The sequence below is a fragment of the Curtobacterium sp. ER1/6 genome (genome assembly GCF_001742745.1).
GTDB classification, from domain to species: Bacteria; Actinomycetota; Actinomycetes; order Actinomycetales; family Microbacteriaceae; genus Curtobacterium; species Curtobacterium citri.
This window is the reverse complement of sequence record NZ_MJAK01000012.1, coordinates 35,645-53,436: the sequence shown is the minus strand read 5'-3', so window position 1 is coordinate 53,436 and position 17,792 is coordinate 35,645. Positions and strand designations below refer to the sequence as shown.

Sequence of the window (17,792 nt, the reverse complement as noted above, 5' to 3'; positions counted from 1 at the left end):
TGCATGCTCGGTTCCCATGAGCGACGCAGCGCAGCCGATGCGGACCCAGCAGGCGCTGCGCGCCGCACACCTGTACTACCTGCAGGACCTGACGATGGACGCCATCGCCGACGAGCTGGGGACGTCCCGCTCCTCGGTCTCGCGCCTGCTGAAGTACGCCAGGGACACCGGGCTCGTGGACATCCAGATCCGCTCGCCGCTGGACCAGGCCGCCGCGCTGAGCCGGAACATCCGCGCGCGCTTCGGCGTGCACGCGCACGTCGTGCCGGTGCCGGACCACACGAGCGACGTCGACCGGCTCGAGCGCGTCGCCCTGAGCGCCGCACGGATCCTCACGCAGTACGTCGAGTCGAACATGGTGATCGGCATCTCGTGGGGCTCGACCGTGAGCGCCGTCAGCCGGTACCTCGTGCCGAAGACCACCCACGGGTCGACGGTCGTGCAGATCAACGGGGCCGCGAACACCCGGACCACGGGCATCGTCTACGCGTCCGAGATCCTCCGTCGGTTCGGCGAGGCCTACGGCGCCTTCGTGCAGCAGTTCCCGGTGCCGGCGTTCTTCGACGACCCGGCGACGAAGGAGATGCTGTTCCGCGAGCGTTCCATCCGCCGCGTGCTCGACCTGCACGAGCGGATGGACCTCGTGGTGTTCGGCGTCGGCGCGCCGCAGGCCCCCGTGCCCTCGCACGTCTACTCCGGGGGCTACCTCGACCCGGCCGACCGCGACGAGCTCACCGAGGCGGGCGTCGTCGGCGACGTGTCGACGGTCTTCTACCGCGCGGACGGGTCGTGGAAGGACATCGGGGTGAACGCCCGCGCGGGGGCGCCGGACCTCGACACGATCAAGCGGTCGCCCCGGCGGGTGTGCGTGGTGGCCGGGCGGTCCAAGGCGGCCTCACTGAAGGGCGCGCTCGCCGCCGGACTGATCACCGACCTCATCCTCGACGAGAGCGTGGGGCAGGCGATCCTGCAGCCCTGAGTCAGCGCCTGACGTCCTTTGTCAGTGGTCGCCCGTAGGTTCTGGTGCATGGTGCTTCCTCGCGATCCCGGTCAGCCGGCTCCCGACACCAAGCGCCCGGCGGCACCGTCGTCGGCGCCGTCGAGCGGGTCGTCGCACGACGACGCGCGCTACTTCCGGCGGCTCGTCGGCAGTGACGTCGACGAGGCCCTGACGTTCTTCACGGGCGACTACGACTTCCGGACGCCGCGGGTCCGACGGACCCGGCAGCGCCCGCACTGGGACTTCGCGGGCGTCGGCGACGAGCGCATGTCGCTGCGGTCGTCACGCTTCCTGGTCGACCTGCGGACGGAGAGCATGGTCGACGACCAGTTCGTCATCGCGTGGCTGCGATCCGGCTCGAGCACGATCACCCACGGCGGACGGTCGGCCGACCTCGAGCCGGGCGTCCCCGTGGTGCTGCCCTTCGCCGAGGCGTACGAGCTGCACCACCGCGACATCGGCCTGAACCTCGTGCACCTCGACCGCGACCACGTGCGTGCGACCGTGGGCGACCCGGAGTTCGCGTTCGAGGCGATGCGACGACCGACGGCCGAGGGCATCCGGACGTGGCAGGCCGCCGTCCGAGCCCACGCGTCGACCTGGCTCGACGTCGAGCACCGGATGACCCCGACCGTGCAGCGGACCATCGCGGACGCCTTCGTCGCCGCCGCGGTCGAGGCGTTCCCGCGGCGCGACCGCTGGCAGTCGTCCGTCCAGGGGAACGGCCCGGAGCACGACCGGCTCCGTCGCGCGCTCGAGTACGTGCACGCCCACGCGCGGGACGCCATCGGCACCCCGGAGATCGCCGCCGCCGCCGGGTTGAGCGCCCGCGGGCTGCAGCAGTCGCTCCGTCGGCACCTCGACCAGACCCCGGGTGACCTGCTGCGGAGCGTCCGGCTCGACGGTGCTCGCGGCGACCTGCTGCGCGGCGACCGCGACGAGACGAGCGTCGCGGACATCGCTCGGTCGTGGGGGTTCGGGCACCTCGGTCGGTTCTCGGCGACCTACCGCGCGCGGTTCGGCGAACTGCCGAGCGAGTCGCTCCGGACCCGCTGACGACGGGTTCGGCCCGGCTGGCTGTGATCCAGGCGTGGCCGAACATCGTCGCACCGAAACCGGACCGACTGCGCAGATGTTCGGACGCAACGTGGTCGAAACGAACCCGAGCGCATCGTGGGAGGCACCTGCACCGCCCACGAAGGAGTCCGTGATGCTCATCGGCGTCCCCACCGAAGTCAAGAACAACGAGTACCGCGTCGCGGCCACCCCGGCCGGCGTGGGCGAGCTCACGCTGCACGGGCACGAGGTGCTCGTCCAGGCCGGAGCGGGGGACGGCTCGTCCTTCGCCGACGACGAGTACCGGGCCGCGGGCGCGACCGTCGTCGGCACCGCCGCCGAGGTGTGGGAGCGCGCCGACCTCGTGCTCAAGGTCAAGGAGCCGGTGGCGTCCGAGTACGACGCGATCCGTCCCGGCCAGGTGCTCTTCACCTACCTGCACCTCGCGGCCGACCGCCCCCTGACCGACGCGCTCGTGGCCTCCGGTGCGACCGCGATCGCGTACGAGACCGTGCAGCTGCCCGACCGGTCGCTGCCGCTGCTCTCGCCGATGTCGGAGATCGCCGGGCGCCTGTCCGTGCAGGTCGGGGCCCACCAGCTCATGCGGACGAACGGTGGTCGCGGCCTGCTGCTCGGCGGCGTGCCCGGCACCCCGCGCGGCCGGGTCGTCGTGATCGGCGGTGGCGTCGCGGGGGAGCACGCGGCGACGATGGCGCTCGGCCTCGGTGCCGAGGTCACGGTGTTCGACATCAGCCTGCCCCGCCTCCGAGCGCTCGACGCCCGGTTCGACGGACGCATCACGACGCTGCGGTCCTCGTCGCACGCGATCGCGGACGCCCTGCGCGACGCGGACCTGGTGATCGGGTCGGTGCTCATCCCGGGGGCCTCGGCGCCGAAGCTCGTCACCGACGCCATGGTCGCCGACATGCGTCAGGGGGCGGTGCTGGTCGACATCGCGATCGACCAGGGCGGCTGCTTCGAGGGATCGCGGCCGACCACGCACGACGACCCGACGTTCCGCGTGCACGACGCCGTCTACTACTGCGTGGCGAACATGCCCGGCGCGGTGCCGCGCACGAGCACGATCTCGCTGACGAACGCGACTCTGCCGTACGCGCTCGCGATCGCGGACCAGGGCTGGGAGCAGGCGACCGCCGCCGACCCGGCGCTCGCGAAGGGCGTGAACGTGCACGCCGGTCGCGTGGTGAACGAGGCCGTCGCCGCTGCCCACGGCCCGGCGCCGGCGGGCCGCTGACGCGCCGGCGCGCACGCCGCTACGCGCCTGGCCGAGCCTCGGCTGGACGGACACTTTCGCGAAGATCCTGACGCGGAAGTGTCCGCCTGGCCGAGCCTCGGGGCACGCCGCTACGCCGTGCGCGCCGGGGAGCCCGCCCGAGCACGAGCCCAGCCGGTGCGGGTGCGGACCACGAGCGTCACGACCACCACGACGGCGACGGCGACGACCGACGTCACCGCGGTCGGCACCGACACGAGCGGGCCGTCGAGCCGCGCGACCGCCACCCACGCGAGCCCCCACCCGAGCGCCGCGGTCGGGGCCAGGCGTCCGCCACCCCACACCGCGAGTGCGACGCCGACGAGTCCGGCCACCGCGGCGACGAGCACGCCCCACACGTCCTGCCCGAGCCCGAGGCCCCGAAAGCCCGCGGCCGTGAGCACCGCAGCGGTGTTCGCCGCCGTCGCGACGCACACCCACCCGAGGTAGAGCCCGAACGTGCCGTCCGTGACGACCGCTTCGACGGTGCCCGACGGACGGGTGCGACGGAGCACCACGAACGCCCACGCGAGCACGGCGAGCAGCGCGACGATGATCGGCTCGCTCGCCCACAGGAACCCGAACTGCACGGACAGGATCCACGCGGCGTTCAGGAGCAGCGAGAGCACCGCGGGGACGAACAGCCGCTCGTGCCGCTCGTCGTCGGCGGTCCGGAAGCACTGCCGCACCGCGTACGCGATGAGCCCGACGTAGACGACGCTCCAGATCGAGAACGCGGGACCGGCCGGCGCGATCGCGGTCGACGACGCCGACAGCGCCCCGCCCGCCGCGTCCTGGATCGGGGTCCCGCCCGCGGCACCCGAGCCGACGAAGGCCCCGACGACCGCCACGACCGCGCTCACGGCGACCGCGATGCGCTTCCAGATCTTCCTCATGTCCACTCCGTTCGTCAGCATGCTGATGAAATCGACCGTACGACGTCCACCGGCCGCGCGCGCAGCCGGCGTCCAGGAGAGCGGGGGACGGCAGCGGAGCGTCGCACGGGTGCGTACGGTGGCCTCGTGACCGTCGCGCTCAACACCGTCTACGTCGACCGGATCGCGCCGATGGCGTGCCCCTCGCTCGACGACACCTTCCGGCTGGTCGGCGAGCAGGGCGCCAGCGCGTGCATCGTGCTGCACGAGCCGGACGCCCAGGAGCTCGGCGACGTCGCGGTGGCCCTCGGCCTGCACGAGCTCGCGGTCGAGGACGCCGCCGAGGGACACCAGCGCCCGAAGCTCGAGCGGTACGGCTCGACGCTCTTCACCGTCCTCAAGCCCGCGGTCTACCACGACGGTGCGGAGGAGGTGGAGTTCGGTGAGGTGCACGCCTTCGTCGGGCAGGACTTCTTCCTCGCGGTCGTCGCCGCCGACCCGCGCGGCCGCGACGCCGTCCCGCGGGCCCTGCAGCGCATGAGCGGCAAGCCCGGCCTCGTGACCGCCGGACCGCAGGCGCAGCTCTGGGCGCTCATGGACTCGATCGTCGACGGCTACGCGCCGGTCATCGACGGGCTCGAGGAGGACATCAACCAGATCGAGGACCAGCTGTTCGCCGGCGTCACCGGGGTGTCGCGGCGCATCTACGAGCTCTTCGGCGAGGTCGTCGACTTCCAACGCGCGGCGCGGCCCCTCATCGGCATCATCGAGAACCTGCACCGGGGTGCCGAGAAGTACCACCTGCCGGTGGAGCTCCAGCGTCGGTTCCGCGACGTGCTCGACCACGTCATCCGCACGGTCGAGCGGCTCGACACCTTCCGGCAGCTGCTGCAGAACGCCCTGACGGTCGACTCGACGCTCGCGGCGCAGAAGCAGAACGACGACACGAAGCGCATCTCCGGCTGGGCCGCGATCCTGTTCGCGCCGACGCTCATCGCGGCGATCTACGGCATGAACTTCACGCACATGCCCGAGCTGTCGTGGACCTGGGGCTACCCGCTGTCCATCCTCGCGATGGTGCTGTTCGCGGTGGTCCTGTTCGTGGTGTTCAAGGTCAAGCGCTGGTTCTGATCCCCGTGCGCTGACCGCTCCCACGCGCGTCGGGTTGCGGCAGCGCGCACGGACCGGAAGGCTCGACACCGCCAACGACGCCGACCGGAGCACCGATGCCGACCACCACGCCGACCTCGCACGACCTCGTCCACCTCACCGCCGGGGGTGTCTCCCTCGTCCTCGACTGCCGTGCGAACGCGCTCCCCGCCGTCGTGCACTGGGGCGCCGCACTCGGGTCCCTCTCCGACGACGAGCTCGTCGTCCTCGCGGACGCCGACGTCGCCGTCGTGGCGAACAACGAGGCCGACGTCCCCGTCCGCCTCGCCCTGCTGCCCGAACCCCACCGCGGGTGGACCGGTCGTCCCGGGCTCTCCGGGCACCGCGACGGCCGCGACTGGTCGCCCGCCTTCACCGTCACCGCCCTCGACGTCGACGGGAACCGCGTGGTCGCCGACGCCGAGGACTCCGTCGCGGGGCTGACCGTCCGGGTGACGGTCGAGCTGCTCGAGTCGGGGCTGGTCCGTGCCCGCGCGGCGGTCACGAACGCCGCCGACGGCGTGTACACGGTGGACGACCTGACCGTCGCCCTGCCCGTGCCCTCCCGCGCCCGCGAGGTCCTCGACTTCGCCGGTCACTGGGGCAAGGAGCGCACCCCGCAGCGTCGCGCCCTCGTCGTCGGCACGCACGAACGCGACAGCCGCAAGGGTCGGACGGGCGCCGACGCCGCGACGGTCCTCAGCGTCGGGGAGCCCGGCTTCGGCTTCGCCCGCGGCGAGGTCTGGGGCGTGCACACCGCGTGGAGCGGCAACCACCGGCACTTCGCCGAGCGGCTCGCCACCGGTCGCCAGGTCGCCGGGGGTGGCGAGCTCCTGCTGCCGGGGGAGGTCCGGCTTGCGACCGGCGAGACGTACGAGGGACCGTGGGTCTACGCCGCGTACGGTGACGGCCTCGACGACCAGGCCCGGCGCTTCCACCGCTGGCTGCGCAGTCGGCCCCAGCACCCGTCGACCCCGCGTCCGGTCACCATCAACGTGTGGGAGGCCGTCTACTTCGACCACGACCTCGTGCGGCTGACCGACCTCGCCGAACGTGCGGCGCGGCTCGGGGTCGAGCGGTACGTGCTCGACGACGGCTGGTTCCGCGGTCGGCGCGACGACCACGCCGGGCTCGGCGACTGGTACGTCGACGAGGACGTCTGGCCCGACGGCCTCGGTCCGATCGTCGACCGGGTCCGCGCACTCGGCATGGAGTTCGGCCTGTGGTTCGAGCCGGAGATGGTCAACGAGGACAGCGACCTCGCCCGGGCGCACCCGGAGTGGATCATGCAGGCCGACGGTCGGCTGCCCGTCCGCTCCCGCGACCAGCAGGTGCTCAACCTCGCGATCCCCGAGGCCTCCGCGTACGTGCTCGAGCGGATGACGGCGATCATCGGCGAGTACGGCATCGACTACGTCAAGTGGGACCACAACCGCGACCTCGTCGAGGCGGGGCACCCGGGCGGTGGGGCCGCCGTGCACGAGCAGACCCTCGCGACGTACCGGCTGATGGCGACGCTCAAGGAGCGCTTCCCGTCGCTCGAGATCGAGTCGTGCTCGTCCGGTGGGGCCCGGGTCGACCTCGCGGTGATCGAGCACACCGACCGCGTGTGGGTGTCCGACGACATCGACCCCTTCGAGCGCCAGCAGATGCACCGCTGGACGCAGCAGCTCCTGCCCCCGGAGCTCCTCGGGGCGCACGTCGCCAGCGGCGTGAACCACACCACCGGGCGCTCCCACGACGTCTCCTTCCGTGCGGGCACCGCGATGATCGGGCACTTCGGCATCGAGTGGGACCTCGCCCGGGCCACCGCGGACGAGGAACGCACGCTCGCGTCGTGGATCACGCTGCACAGGGAGTGGCGTGCGCTCCTGCACGGCGGTCTGCTCGTCCGGGTGGACGAGGTCGACCCGACGCGGCTCGTGTACGGCGTGGTCGCCGAAGACCGCCGCCAGGCGGCGTTCTTCGTCGCCAGCACCGGTCGCTCGGAGGTGTCCGGCGTCGGCCGCGTGGTCTTCCGCGACCTCGACCCCGACACGCGGTACCGCGTCGACCCGGTGATCGTCGGTGCGGGCGACGACGTCCGGGCGCCCGCGTGGTGGTCCGGTGACCGCGTCTTCACCGGCCGCGTGCTCGAGCAGGTCGGCCTGCAGCCGCCCCTCGTGCCGGCCGACCGCGTGGTGCCGTTCCGCGTGACGGCCGTCTGACCGTGACGTGACCCGCTGCCGGACGGGAGGCGCGTGGCGACGCCGCCACGGGCCTCCCGTCCGTCCACCGGTCACCTGCCGGGCCGGGGGCGGCTCCGACGGGCCGCTAGGCTTCCGGACATGCCGCAGACCGGGAACGCGACACGCACGACCACGCCGGTCTGGGCCCTCAAGCTCGCCGTCATCACCGCGCTCGTCGGCCTCGCCGGCGGCGTCGCGGGCATCTCGGTGTGGCTCGCGCTGCAGGCCATCCAGTTCGTCGCGTTCGGGTACCCGTTCGGCGGGCACCTCGAGGCGGCGGACGCGCCCTCGGGGCTGAACCGCTTCCTCGCCCTCACCGCGGCCGGCGTGCTGACCGGCGTCGCATGGTGGGCGATCCGCCGCTGGGCGAAGCCCGTCGTGTCGGTGACCGCCGCCGTCGGGGGGAAGCGGATGCCCGCGCTCGCCACGGTCGGCAACGCCGCCGTGCAGATCCTGGCGGTCGGGCTCGGCGCCTCCATCGGCAAGGAGGTCGCGCCCCGCGAGATCGGTGCCTGGCTGTCGCAGCTCGTCACGGCGCGCGCCGGTCTGACCGCGCGCGAGACCCGCATCCTCGTCGCCTGCGGCGCGGCAGCCGGTCTGGCGGCGGTCTACGACGTCCCGCTCGGCGGCGCGCTGTTCGCCGTGGAGGTCCTGCTCGGCGAGCTGACCTTCGCGACGGCGCTGCCGGCGTTCGCGACGAGCGCGATCGCGGCCTTCACGGCACGGCTCGTGATCCCGGACGAGGTGCTGTACCACGTGCCGGCGATGCACATGTCGCCGTCGCTGCTCGTCTGGGCGCTCGTCGTCGGACCGCTCCTCGGCTTCGCGGGCGTCGGCTTCGTCAGACTCACGAACCGGCTGCAGGGGATGGCGCCGAAGGGGTGGCACCTGCTCGTCGTGCTGCCCGTCGTGTTCGCGATGGTCGGCCTGATCGCGGTGCCGTTCCCGGAGATCCTCGGGAACGGCCGGGCACTCGGGCTCGTGGCGATGAACGCGACCACCGAGGCGCCCGAGTTCGCCGGGCTGTCGCCGATCGTGTTCCTGCTGCTCCTCGCCGTGATCCGCACCATCACGACCTCGGCGACCATCGGCGCCGGTGCCGTCGGTGGCACGCTGACGCCGTCCATCGCCATCGGGTCCGCCGCCGGCGCCGCGCTCGGCGGGCTGTGGGTGCTGCTCTGGCCCGCCGACGGGTCGAACCTGGCGGCCTTCGCGTTCGTCGGCGCCGCGGCGTTCCTCGCGACGACGATGCGGGCGCCGTTCACCGCGCTCGTGCTCGTCGTCGAGTTCACCCAGGAGGGCACGGACATCCTCATCCCGTCGCTCCTCGCGATCACCGGTTCGGTGGCCGTCGGGTACCTGCTCGCCCGCCGGCGCAGCGCGCAGATGGCCTAGGCTCGCCCGACTCCCGTGTCCCGACCCCGGTCCGGACACCGGCGTGGACCGCGCCTAGCATCGACGGCAGGTCGGGGCAGCGGGCCCCGCACGAGTTGAGGAGCATCCCGTGGCAGGGTTCGACGACATCACGAAGAAGGCGCAGGAGTTCCTGAAGGACGGCAAGGTCCAGGACGCCCTGAAGAGCGAGAAGGCCGAGGGCGTCAGCGACAAGATCCTCGGAGGCGTTGCCGACGCGGTCAAGAAGGCCACCGGCGGCAAGTACGACGACAAGATCGACGGCGCCCGCGAGCAGGCCGACAAGCGCATCGGCAACGAGTAGCACCAGCGCTTCCGCTCTCAGCGATTGGACGGAGCGGGCGCGACGGACCACGATTGTGGGGTGACCGTCCTCGCTCCGAACCAGCCGCTGACCGACGCCGAGGTCGCCGCGATCAAGCGGGACTTCCCGATCCTCCAGCAGGAGGTGAACGGGCGTCCGCTCGCCTACCTCGACTCCGGGGCGACGGCCGAGCGACCGCGGCAGGTGCTCGACGCCGAGCGACGGTTCCTCGAGCACGACAACGCGGCCGTGCACCGTGGCGCGCACACGCTCGCGGCGCTCAGCACCGACGCCTACGAGGACGCGCGCGCCACGGTCGCCGGCTTCGTCGGGGCGGCGTCGCCGTCGGAGGTCGTCTGGACGGCGAACGCCACCGACGCCCTCAACCTCGTGGCGTACGGCATCGCCAACGCCAGCCGGGGTCGCGGTGGAGCCGCCGCCGAGCGGTTCCGCATCGGCCCGGGCGACGAGGTACTCGTCACCGAGGCCGAGCACCACGCGAACCTCGTCCCGTGGCAGGAGCTCGCGGCCCTGACCGGTGCGACGCTCCGCTGGGTGCCGGTCGCCGACGACGGCACGTGGACCGCCGACGACGCGACCTCGCGCATCACCGACCGGACCCGGGTCGTCGCCTTCGCGCACGTGTCGAACGTCACCGGCATGATCGCGCCCGTGGCGGAGGTCGTCGCCGCCGCGCACGAGCACGGCGCCCTCGTCGTGCTCGACGCCTGCCAGTCGGCGCCGCACCGTCCGCTCGACGTGCAGCAGCTCGGCGTCGACTTCGCCGCGTTCTCCGGGCACAAGATGCTCGGACCGAGCGGCATCGGCGTGCTCTGGGGTCGGGGCGAGCTCCTCGACGCGCTGCCCCCGTTCCGCACGGGCGGGTCGATGATCACCACCGTGACGATGGAGTCGTCCGAGTTCATGCCCGCTCCCGAGCGCTTCGAGGCGGGCACGCAACCGGTGTCCCAGGCCGTGGCACTCGCCGAGGCCGTCCGGTACCTGCAGGCGATCGGCACGGAGCGGGTCCGTGCCCACGAGGAGCAGCTCGCGCAGCGCATGCTCGAGGGCCTCGCCGCGGTGCCCGGCATCCGCGTCGTCGGTCCGCCCGCCGGGGTCCCGCGGTCCGGGCTCGTGGCGTTCGACGTCGACGGCGTGCACGCCCACGACGTCTCGCAGTACCTCGACGCACAGGGCATCGCCGTGCGCTCCGGCCACCACTGCGCCCAACCGCTGCACCGTCGCCTCGGCCTCGTGGCGACCAGCCGTGCGAGCACGTACGTCTACACGACCGAGGAGGACGTCGACCGGTTCCTCGCGGCCGTCGCGGAGATCCGCCGCTACTTCGGAGCGGCCTCGTGAACGGGCTCGACTCGCTCTACCAGCAGGTCATCCTCGACCACGCGAAGGCCCGGCACGGCGACACCGTGCTCGCGGACGCCGACGCGTCGCACTTCGAGCGGAACCCGACCTGCGGCGACGAGATCACCGTGAGCATCCGGCTCGAGCCGGGCACCGACCGCATCGCCGCAGTCGCGTGGCAGGGCGACGGCTGCTCGATCTCGATGGCGTCGGCATCGGTGCTCACCGACATGGCACCCGGGCGCACCGTCCCCGAACTGCTCGAACTCACCGAGGCGTTCCGGACGATGATGCGGTCGCGTGGTGCCGGGGAGCCCGACGAGGACACCCTCGAGGACCTCGTGGCGTTCCACGGCGTCTCGAAGTTCGTCATGCGGGTCAAGTGCGGCATGCTCGCCTGGGTCGCCGCCGAGGCCGCCGCTCGCGAGGCCACTGCCGCGTGACGGGCACGGGGGACCAGGTCGCGGCGGACGCCGCGCGGGACCGACGGCGCTCCGGCCGGACCGCCGTCGTGGCCGCGCTGCTCACGTGTGCCGTCCCGGTCGTCATGCTGCTGAACGTGGTGGGGACGTGGACCCTGTACGGCCCCGACGAGACCCCGGCCCACGTCCGGACCTACGAGCTGCTGCTGGTCGCCACGCCCGTCCTGGTCGTCGTCGCCGTGGTGTCAGCGGTGCGCAGCGGCGTCCGCTGGCCAGCGTTCGTCGCGCTCACGATGGTGCCGATCGTGCTCGTCGCCGCGTACGTGCTCGCGGTACCGCAGGGACGGTGGGCGGACATCCCGAGCCTCAGCAACGACACACCCGCCTGCTGGAGCGGCACCGACAGCTGCGCCGAGTCCGGCGGCTGAGCCCGCCGCTCGCGTCAGATCGGCCGGGAAGCGCGGCGCCGCCGGTCGCACAGCCTCGCCGCCGTCAGCGTCAGGGCTCCGGCGACGACCGCTGCGGCAGCCGCACACAGGGTGACCGTCGCGAGGACGGCGCCGAGCGGCTGACGGACGACCGGCGTCGCCCAGCCGTCGACGAACGGGTACGTCAGGTCGAACGGGCGCTCGCCGAGGGACGGGAAGAGCAGTCCGGTGCGCGCGGCGACGAAGGCGGCGACCGCGGCCGCCAGCGCGGCCGCGACGACCGCGGCCCAGCGCCGAGCGGTCAGCACGCGCACCACGCCGACCACGGCGCCGGCGAACGCTCCGGTGAGGACGGCCCAGACCCACTCGAGGGTGATCGGGACGTCGGAGTCCCCGAAGCCCGAGCCGACGAACGCCGTCTCGGCGGGCAACCCCGACAGCAGCGGCACGCCCGATCGGCGCGCCGCCCATGCCGACACCCCCGCGAGCGCGCCGACGACGGTCCAGAGCAGGACGGTCCGTCCGACCCGGGCGGCGGGCAGCGGGAACCGGCCGCGTGCGGTGACGACCGTCACACCGGCGCCCGCGACCGCGCCGAACACCGCGGCGACGAGCTGCACGGCGTCCGTGGAGACCCCGGCGCCCACGACGACGACCTCCTTCGACACGAGCTGCACGGTGGCGGTGCCCCAGACGACGAACGCGAGCAGACCGACCACGACGATCGCGGCCGCACGAGGCGCGCCGCCGCGCCGGAGGGCCGGAGCGACCAGGGCGAGCGCCAGCCCCACGGCGAGGCCGAGCACCGCGCCGCCGAGGACGAGCGCGGGCGTGACCGCGAGCGATGCCGCGGCGAAGCCGGCCGCCGTGCCCTGGTCGGACGTCGTGGTCACCACCGCCACGAGACTCCACAGGAGGACCGCGGCGGCGGTCCCGACGGCGACGCCCGCGAGGGTGGCGCGGGTGATGGTGGTGGTGCGCTGCACGACTCGATCCTGGCGGAAGTGACGGCGACCAGCGCCGGACGTGCGTGGCGGGGCGGAGCCGGGGCGGGCCTCCCGGCCGTGTCACGGAGCGTCACGAGGCGTGACGGACGCGCCGGACGCACGTAGCGTCACCGCCGTGACGGACACGACGAACGAGCCCCGGCAGATCCGCTTCAACGCGTTCGACATGAACTGCGTCGCGCACCAGTCCTCCGGACTGTGGCGGCACCCCCGCGACCGCTCGCGGCACTACAACGACCTGTCGTACTGGACGGACCTGGCGCAGCTGCTCGAACGCGGGCACTTCGACGGCATCTTCATCGCCGACGTCCTCGGGACGTACGACGTGTACGGCGGCACGAACGAGGCTGCCCTGCGCACCGGGTCGCAGGTGCCGGTGAACGACCCGATCCTGCTCGTCTCGGCGATGGCAGCGGTGACCGAGCACCTCGGCTTCGGCATCACTGCGGGGACCGCGTACGAGCACCCCTATCCGTTCGCGCGGCGCATGTCGACGCTCGACCACCTGACGAAGGGCCGCATCGGCTGGAACGTCGTCACCGGGTACCTGCCGAGTGCCGCCCGGAACATGGGCCACACCGACCAGCTGAGCCACGACGACCGCTACGACGTGGCCGACGAGTACCTCGAGGTGCTCTACAAGCTGTGGGAGGGGTCGTGGGAGGACGACGCCGTCGTCGAGGACCGCGAGACGGGCGTCTTCACCGACCCCGCGAAGGTCCACCCGATCGAGCACCACGGCGCGCACTTCGACGTGCCCGGCATCCACCTGTCGGAGCCGTCCGTGCAGCGGAGCCCCGTCGTCTACCAGGCGGGCGCATCGCCCCGCGGGATCCGTTTCGCTGCGGAGAACGCCGAGGCCGTCTTCGTCGGTGCGCCGACGATCCCGCAGCTCGCGGCCACGGTGGGGAAGATCCGCGACGCCCTCGAGGCCGCCGGCCGCGACCGGTACGCGGCGAAGGTCTACACGCTGCTGACCGTCATCACCGACGAGACCGACGAGGCCGCGCAGGCGAAGTACCGCGACTACCTGTCGTACGCGTCTGCCGAGGGCGCGCTCGTGCTCAACTCGGGGTGGATGGGCGTCGACCTGTCGCAGTACGACCTCGACGAGCCGCTCGGCAACATCGAGTCGAACGCGATCCAGTCGACGGCCGCGAACCTGTCCGCGGCGACGGGGGAGGACGGGGCGAACTGGACGGTCCGGGACATCGCCGAGCACACCGCGATCGGCGGGCTCGGGCCGGTGGCCGTCGGGTCGGGAGCGACCATCGCCCAGCGGTTGATCGACATCCAGGAGCAGACCGACGTCGACGGGTTCAACCTGGCGTACGCCGTGACCCCCGGCACGTGGGAGGACGTCATCGAGTTCGTCGTCCCCGAGCTCCGTGCCCGCGGGGCGTACCCGGAGGAGTACGTGGCGGGGTCCCTCCGCCAGAAGCTGTTCGGCCGCGGAGACCGGCTCCCCGAGGAGCACCGTGCGGCGCAGTACCGCACGGGAGTCCGCGCGGCGGTCTGAGCGTCGACGGTCACGGTGCGACGTAGGGTGGTCCGGTGATCGGGACCACCTTCGTCGTGCGCACCGCGACCGGGGCGGACGCGGACGCGGCCTGCGTCGACCTGTGGGTCGCGGCCGTGGCCGACCGCGACGGTCTGCCTGCCTCGCCGGCGGTCCGCGAGCGCGCCCGGACGAAGTTCGCCGCCGACCGTGTCGCCCTCGTGGTGGCGGACGACCCCGCCGGAGCACCGGTCGGCTTCGCCCTGGTCACGGCCCCCGGCAGCGGTGGCACCCCGAGCGACGCCGCGTACCTCAGCCTGCTCGCGGTCGCGCCGACCGCGCAGGGGCACGGGCTGGGCCGCCGGCTGCTCGCCGCAGCGGTGGCGGCCGCGGCCGAGGCCTGGCACGCGCACTGCGAGCTGCACGCGCTCGACGACAACGCGCCGGCACTGGCGCTCTACGCCAGCGCTGGGTTCCGGCCCGTCGGCGACTCCTTCCCCCACGCCCTGAGCGGTCGACCGACCCGGGTCTGGAGGACCGGCGCGGACCGGTGAGGTGAGGCTGTCCTCACCAGGAAACCCCAGGTCAGGCATGCCTCACCTTGCTGGCGCGCGGCGCATGAGCGTGGTTCGATTGCCCCCATGTCAACCGCATCGGACCTCTCGCTCCCCGTCTCGGAGCACGACGACGCCGCCAGCGCCGCGCGACTCAACTGGCTCCGCGCCGGACTGCTCGGCGCGAACGACGGCATCGTCTCCGTGGCGGCCGTGCTCGTCGGCGTCGCCGGCGCGGGAGCGGGCACGGGGCCGGTGGTGGCCGCGGGGACGGCGGCGCTCGTCGGCGGTGCGATCTCGATGGCGCTCGGCGAGTACATCTCGGTGAGCGGTGCGCGTGACGCTCAGCGCACCGGGCAGGCCGCGGAGCAGGCGAAGCTCGAGGCCGACGCCGAGGACGCCCCCGCGCTCGCCGCGCACTACCGGTCGCTCGGGGTCGAGGAGTCGGTGGCGGTGGCGGTCGCCCGGGAGCTCGCGCGACCGGAGGTCCGCCGTCGCCGGGCCGAGGCCGCCCTGCGGGACGCCGAGGACGAGGTCGTGAGCCCGTGGCGTGCGGCCTGGGTCTCCGCCGCGACGTTCACGGTCGGGGCGCTGCTGCCGTTCCTCGCGATGCTGTTCGCCCCGGAAGCCGCGCGGGTGCCGGTGACGGTGACGGCGTCGCTCGTCGCGCTCGCGCTCACCGGGACCACCGGTGCCGTGCTCGGCGGTGCCCGGCGGGGGCGTGCGGCGTTGCGGGTCGTGGTGGGCGGGGCGCTCGCGCTCGCGGCGACGTACGTCGCGGGGGCGCTGCTCGGGACGCACGCGCTGTGAGGGCTCGGGTGCGGCAGATCTCGGACGACGAGTCCTGACCGTGCTCCCGGAGGAGGCGCGGCGGAGCGCGCGGATCCCCGTGACGCCTGGCGCCGCGGACGCCACCGGTGTCAGTACCGCGTCAGCAGGGTGTGAGTGGTCGGGCGGATGGTGGTCCCACCGACACGAGGAGTCCCCATGACCCGCATCCTGATCTCCGGCGCCAGCATCGCCGGTCCCGCCCTCGCCTTCTGGCTGCACCGCTCCGGCCACGACGTGACCGTCGTCGAGAAGAACGACGGCATCCGACCCGGTGGACAGGCGGTCGACTTCAAGGGCGCGACCCACATGCAGGTCCTCCGGGAGATGGGGATCCTCGACGAGCTCCGTCAGTACGACATCCGCGACGAGGACGCCGCGATCGTCGACGAGCACGGTCGCACGATCGGGGTCGCGCCCGGTGGATTCGGCTCCGGCGAGCTCAACGTCCCCCGGGACACGATCGCGACCGTCCTGTACGAGCGGACGAAGGACGACGTCGACTACCGGTTCGGGGACCGCATCTCGCGCATGGTCGACGACGGCGAGGGCGTCACGGTGACGTTCCGGAGCGGATCGGTGGAGCGCTTCGACCTGGTCGTCGGTGCCGACGGCGTGCACTCCGGGGTGCGCCGTCTCGTCTGGGGCCCGGAGGAGCAGTTCGTCGAGCACCGCGGACACCACTACGTGCTGGCGGACCTGGACCTGGGCGACGACGACGTCGTGTACAGCCAGCCCGGGATGACGGTCATGCTCGGCGGGTCGAAGGCCCCCACCTTCATCGTCGTCGCCGCAGACCGTTTCCCGGGCGCCCGTGACGACGTCGACGAGCAGAAGCGCCAGATCGCGGGCGCACTGCGGGAGGGGCGGTGGCGCATCCCGGAGATCGTCGACCGGTTCGCCGACGCGAGGTCGTTCTACACCGACTCCATCAGCCGGGTGACCGTGGACCGCTGGAGCCGAGGGCGCGTGGTCCTGCTCGGCGACTCCGCGTGGGGGAACGCCCTGAGCGGGTACGGCACGGGCCTCGCCCTGGTCGCCGCGTACGTGCTGGCCGGCGAGCTGCGTCTGGCGGACGGAGACGTCGCGACGGCCCTGGCGGAGTACGAGGCCCGTTACCGGCCGTACACGGCCGCGTCCCACAATGTGAACGCCGGCGCGCTCCTGGCGCCGAGGACGATGCGGGGGATCCGTCTCCGGAACCTGTTCTTCCGCGCCGCGTCGATCGCGTCGCCCCTCATGCGGCTCCTCGACCTGCCGGCCAAGGGACTCGACCTCCGTCGCTACGAGGGCGCAGCATCTCCCGTCCGGCGGTGACGGACCGTTCGTGTCGAGCGCTGCCAGGTGGTCCTCGCAGCCCGGGGACCTGCCGTGTCGGGTCAGGAGCCCGGACGGAGCGCGCTCGCGACGAGACGGAGCACGAGGGTGACCGCACCGACGACCGCGATCGCGGTGCCGACCACGACCAGGACCAGGACGCGCAGCAGTTCGTGTGTCGCCGACTCCTCCGCCTGCTGGGTGACCATCGTCGTGCTGATCAGCACGATGCCGGCGACGACGAGCAGGACGGTGCCGATCCAGGTCGCCGCACGGAGCGCGAGCGGTGCTCGGACGTGGTCCGTCGGTGTGCTGGGTCGTGCCCGGGCACCCTCGGCTTCCCAGTCGGCAAGGTTCGTCATCGTGTTCCCCTCCGTCGGCACGAGCGTAGGGGACGAGCGCAACCCGGCACGCACGGTGACCGGCGAGGCGGACGCGAGCCGTGCCTCCCGGCCGGCCGGACCGGTCAGCCCGTCAGGCCGGGTCCAGCTGCCGGAGCCGGTCCACGTCCGGCCAGGGCGCCCACTTCGCCCGGGGCGCGTGCAGCAGGTACGGCTGCGGTGTCGGGTAGGTGACGAGCTCGAGCGTCGACCCCCACGGCGTCCGGGTGTAGACGAAGCGGTTGCCCTCCCCGGCCTCCTCACCCCGCAGGGGCCGAGGGTCGCTGTTGCGGACGGCGCCCGCGGCCTCGAGCCGCAGGAGGGCCTCGTCGAGGTCGTCGACGTACAGCGCGAGGTGCTGCCAGCCGAGGTCGGAGGGATGCGCAGCGGCGCGCTGGTCGGGGCCGCGGTACTCGAAGAGCTCGAGTCCCGGGCCCTCGGGTAGGGCGAGCATGCGGATGGCTCCCTGCGCCATCGTGTCCGGGATGCCGAGGTAGCGGTGCGCCTCCGGTGTGTCGTTCGGCACGTCGGTGGTGCGGCGCACGTCGTAGAGCACGACGGCGTCGAAGGCGGCGGCGAAGAACGCCGTCGCCGCGTCGATGTCGGGCACGGTGACGCCGACGTGGTCGATCCTGATGCCCCTGGTCATGGGTCGATGATCGTGCCGCGGAGTGCTCCCGGGACGGCTCGTGCGGACC

The 17,792-nt window shown here is 73.1% G+C and carries 18 protein-coding genes; 14 read left to right on the top strand and 4 right to left on the bottom strand.

The window, feature by feature from the left end; all coding sequences use genetic code 11:
* The first annotated feature begins 16 nt into the window (after window positions 1-16).
* The 3 genes from Cus16_RS14635 to ald all read left to right on the top strand — a co-directional run bounded on the left by Cus16_RS14635 (window position 17) and on the right by ald (window position 3,311).
* The gene (locus tag Cus16_RS14635) at window positions 17-979 is read left to right on the top strand and encodes a sugar-binding transcriptional regulator (protein ID WP_069713399.1); all 963 of its coding nucleotides are present in this window, start codon (window positions 17-19) and stop codon (window positions 977-979) included.
* Between the two features lie 48 nt (window positions 980-1,027).
* Window positions 1,028-2,056 carry a helix-turn-helix transcriptional regulator gene (locus Cus16_RS14630; protein ID WP_069713398.1) on the top strand — a complete coding sequence of 343 codons (1,029 nt, stop codon included), beginning with the start codon at window positions 1,028-1,030 and terminating at the stop codon, window positions 2,054-2,056.
* A 154-nt stretch (window positions 2,057-2,210) separates the two neighbouring features.
* Complete coding sequence (gene ald / locus Cus16_RS14625; RefSeq protein ID WP_069713431.1) at window positions 2,211-3,311, top strand: alanine dehydrogenase; 1,101 nt, start codon at window positions 2,211-2,213, stop codon at window positions 3,309-3,311.
* A 110-nt stretch (window positions 3,312-3,421) separates the two neighbouring features.
* Here ald and Cus16_RS14620 read toward each other — a convergent pair whose 3' ends face one another.
* Complete coding sequence (locus Cus16_RS14620; RefSeq protein WP_083264020.1) at window positions 3,422-4,225, bottom strand: tryptophan-rich sensory protein; 804 nt, start codon at window positions 4,223-4,225, stop codon at window positions 3,422-3,424.
* Window positions 4,226-4,351: 126 nt separating this feature from the next.
* On the opposite strand from Cus16_RS14620, the gene Cus16_RS14615 reads away from it, so the two are divergent.
* The 7 genes from Cus16_RS14615 to Cus16_RS14585 all read left to right on the top strand — a co-directional run bounded on the left by Cus16_RS14615 (window position 4,352) and on the right by Cus16_RS14585 (window position 11,510).
* Complete coding sequence (locus Cus16_RS14615; protein WP_069713396.1) at window positions 4,352-5,335, top strand: magnesium and cobalt transport protein CorA; 984 nt, start codon at window positions 4,352-4,354, stop codon at window positions 5,333-5,335.
* Between the two features lie 95 nt (window positions 5,336-5,430).
* Window positions 5,431-7,560 carry an alpha-galactosidase gene (locus tag Cus16_RS14610; protein WP_069713395.1) on the top strand — a complete coding sequence of 710 codons (2,130 nt, stop codon included), beginning with the start codon at window positions 5,431-5,433 and terminating at the stop codon, window positions 7,558-7,560.
* A 120-nt stretch (window positions 7,561-7,680) separates the two neighbouring features.
* Window positions 7,681-8,976 (top strand): chloride channel protein, encoded by a 1,296-nt coding sequence (locus Cus16_RS14605; protein WP_069713394.1) that lies wholly within the window; start codon window positions 7,681-7,683, stop codon window positions 8,974-8,976.
* Window positions 8,977-9,085: 109 nt separating this feature from the next.
* Window positions 9,086-9,298, top strand: coding sequence for an Rv0909 family putative TA system antitoxin (locus tag Cus16_RS14600; RefSeq protein WP_069713393.1), 213 nt, complete (start codon window positions 9,086-9,088; stop codon window positions 9,296-9,298).
* 60 nt (window positions 9,299-9,358) lie between these two features.
* Entirely contained in the window at window positions 9,359-10,660 is a 1,302-nt protein-coding gene (locus tag Cus16_RS14595) for a SufS family cysteine desulfurase (RefSeq protein ID WP_069713392.1), read from the top strand.
* On the top strand, window positions 10,657-11,103 hold the full coding sequence (gene sufU / locus Cus16_RS14590; protein WP_069713391.1) for a Fe-S cluster assembly sulfur transfer protein SufU: 447 nt from the start codon (window positions 10,657-10,659) through the stop codon (window positions 11,101-11,103). Before Cus16_RS14595 ends, sufU begins: the two co-directional genes overlap by 4 nt.
* On the top strand, window positions 11,100-11,510 hold the full coding sequence (locus Cus16_RS14585) for a hypothetical protein (RefSeq protein WP_069713390.1): 411 nt from the start codon (window positions 11,100-11,102) through the stop codon (window positions 11,508-11,510). The genes sufU and Cus16_RS14585 overlap by 4 nt, the downstream gene beginning before the upstream one ends.
* Window positions 11,511-11,524: 14 nt before the next feature.
* Here Cus16_RS14585 and Cus16_RS14580 read toward each other — a convergent pair whose 3' ends face one another.
* Window positions 11,525-12,496: a hypothetical protein gene (locus Cus16_RS14580; RefSeq protein WP_069713389.1), complete on the bottom strand. Its 972-nt coding sequence runs from the start codon at window positions 12,494-12,496 to the stop codon at window positions 11,525-11,527.
* Between the two features lie 136 nt (window positions 12,497-12,632).
* On the opposite strand from Cus16_RS14580, the gene Cus16_RS14575 reads away from it, so the two are divergent.
* The 4 genes from Cus16_RS14575 (at window position 12,633) to Cus16_RS14560 (ending at window position 16,714) form a co-directional block, all read left to right on the top strand.
* Window positions 12,633-14,036: an LLM class flavin-dependent oxidoreductase gene (locus Cus16_RS14575; RefSeq protein WP_411266612.1), complete on the top strand. Its 1,404-nt coding sequence runs from the start codon at window positions 12,633-12,635 to the stop codon at window positions 14,034-14,036.
* 35 nt (window positions 14,037-14,071) lie between these two features.
* Complete coding sequence (locus tag Cus16_RS14570; RefSeq protein WP_069713387.1) at window positions 14,072-14,569, top strand: GNAT family N-acetyltransferase; 498 nt, start codon at window positions 14,072-14,074, stop codon at window positions 14,567-14,569.
* 87 nt (window positions 14,570-14,656) lie between these two features.
* Window positions 14,657-15,379 carry a VIT1/CCC1 transporter family protein gene (locus Cus16_RS14565; RefSeq protein ID WP_069713386.1) on the top strand — a complete coding sequence of 241 codons (723 nt, stop codon included), beginning with the start codon at window positions 14,657-14,659 and terminating at the stop codon, window positions 15,377-15,379.
* A gap of 177 nt (window positions 15,380-15,556) precedes the next feature.
* Complete coding sequence (locus Cus16_RS14560) at window positions 15,557-16,714, top strand: FAD-dependent monooxygenase (protein ID WP_223246637.1); 1,158 nt, start codon at window positions 15,557-15,559, stop codon at window positions 16,712-16,714.
* Between the two features lie 62 nt (window positions 16,715-16,776).
* Here Cus16_RS14560 and Cus16_RS14555 read toward each other — a convergent pair whose 3' ends face one another.
* A complete protein-coding gene (locus Cus16_RS14555; protein WP_141719008.1) occupies window positions 16,777-17,076 on the bottom strand; it encodes a hypothetical protein in 300 nt (99 codons plus the stop codon).
* Window positions 17,077-17,188: 112 nt separating this feature from the next.
* A complete protein-coding gene (locus tag Cus16_RS14550; RefSeq protein WP_069713383.1) occupies window positions 17,189-17,743 on the bottom strand; it encodes a VOC family protein in 555 nt (184 codons plus the stop codon).
* Window positions 17,744-17,792 lie beyond the last annotated feature (49 nt).

What these genes read in the sequence shown, in the direction of transcription:
- ald (WP_069713431.1), top strand. Translation starts at nt 2,211, where the DNA reads ATGCTCATCGGCGTCCCCACCGAAGTCAAGAACAACGAGTACCGCGTC.
- Cus16_RS14635 (WP_069713399.1), top strand. Translation starts at nt 17, where the DNA reads ATGAGCGACGCAGCGCAGCCGATGCGGACCCAGCAGGCGCTGCGCGCC.
- Cus16_RS14610 (WP_069713395.1), top strand. Translation starts at nt 5,431, where the DNA reads ATGCCGACCACCACGCCGACCTCGCACGACCTCGTCCACCTCACCGCC.
- Cus16_RS14630 (WP_069713398.1), top strand. Translation starts at nt 1,028, where the DNA reads ATGGTGCTTCCTCGCGATCCCGGTCAGCCGGCTCCCGACACCAAGCGC.
- Cus16_RS14550 (WP_069713383.1), bottom strand. Translation starts at nt 17,743, where the DNA reads ATGACCAGGGGCATCAGGATCGACCACGTCGGCGTCACCGTGCCCGAC.
- Cus16_RS14605 (WP_069713394.1), top strand. Translation starts at nt 7,681, where the DNA reads ATGCCGCAGACCGGGAACGCGACACGCACGACCACGCCGGTCTGGGCC.
- Cus16_RS14560 (WP_223246637.1), top strand. Translation starts at nt 15,557, where the DNA reads ATGACCCGCATCCTGATCTCCGGCGCCAGCATCGCCGGTCCCGCCCTC.
- Cus16_RS14565 (WP_069713386.1), top strand. Translation starts at nt 14,657, where the DNA reads ATGTCAACCGCATCGGACCTCTCGCTCCCCGTCTCGGAGCACGACGAC.
- Cus16_RS14620 (WP_083264020.1), bottom strand. Translation starts at nt 4,225, where the DNA reads ATGAGGAAGATCTGGAAGCGCATCGCGGTCGCCGTGAGCGCGGTCGTG.
- Cus16_RS14555 (WP_141719008.1), bottom strand. Translation starts at nt 17,076, where the DNA reads ATGACGAACCTTGCCGACTGGGAAGCCGAGGGTGCCCGGGCACGACCC.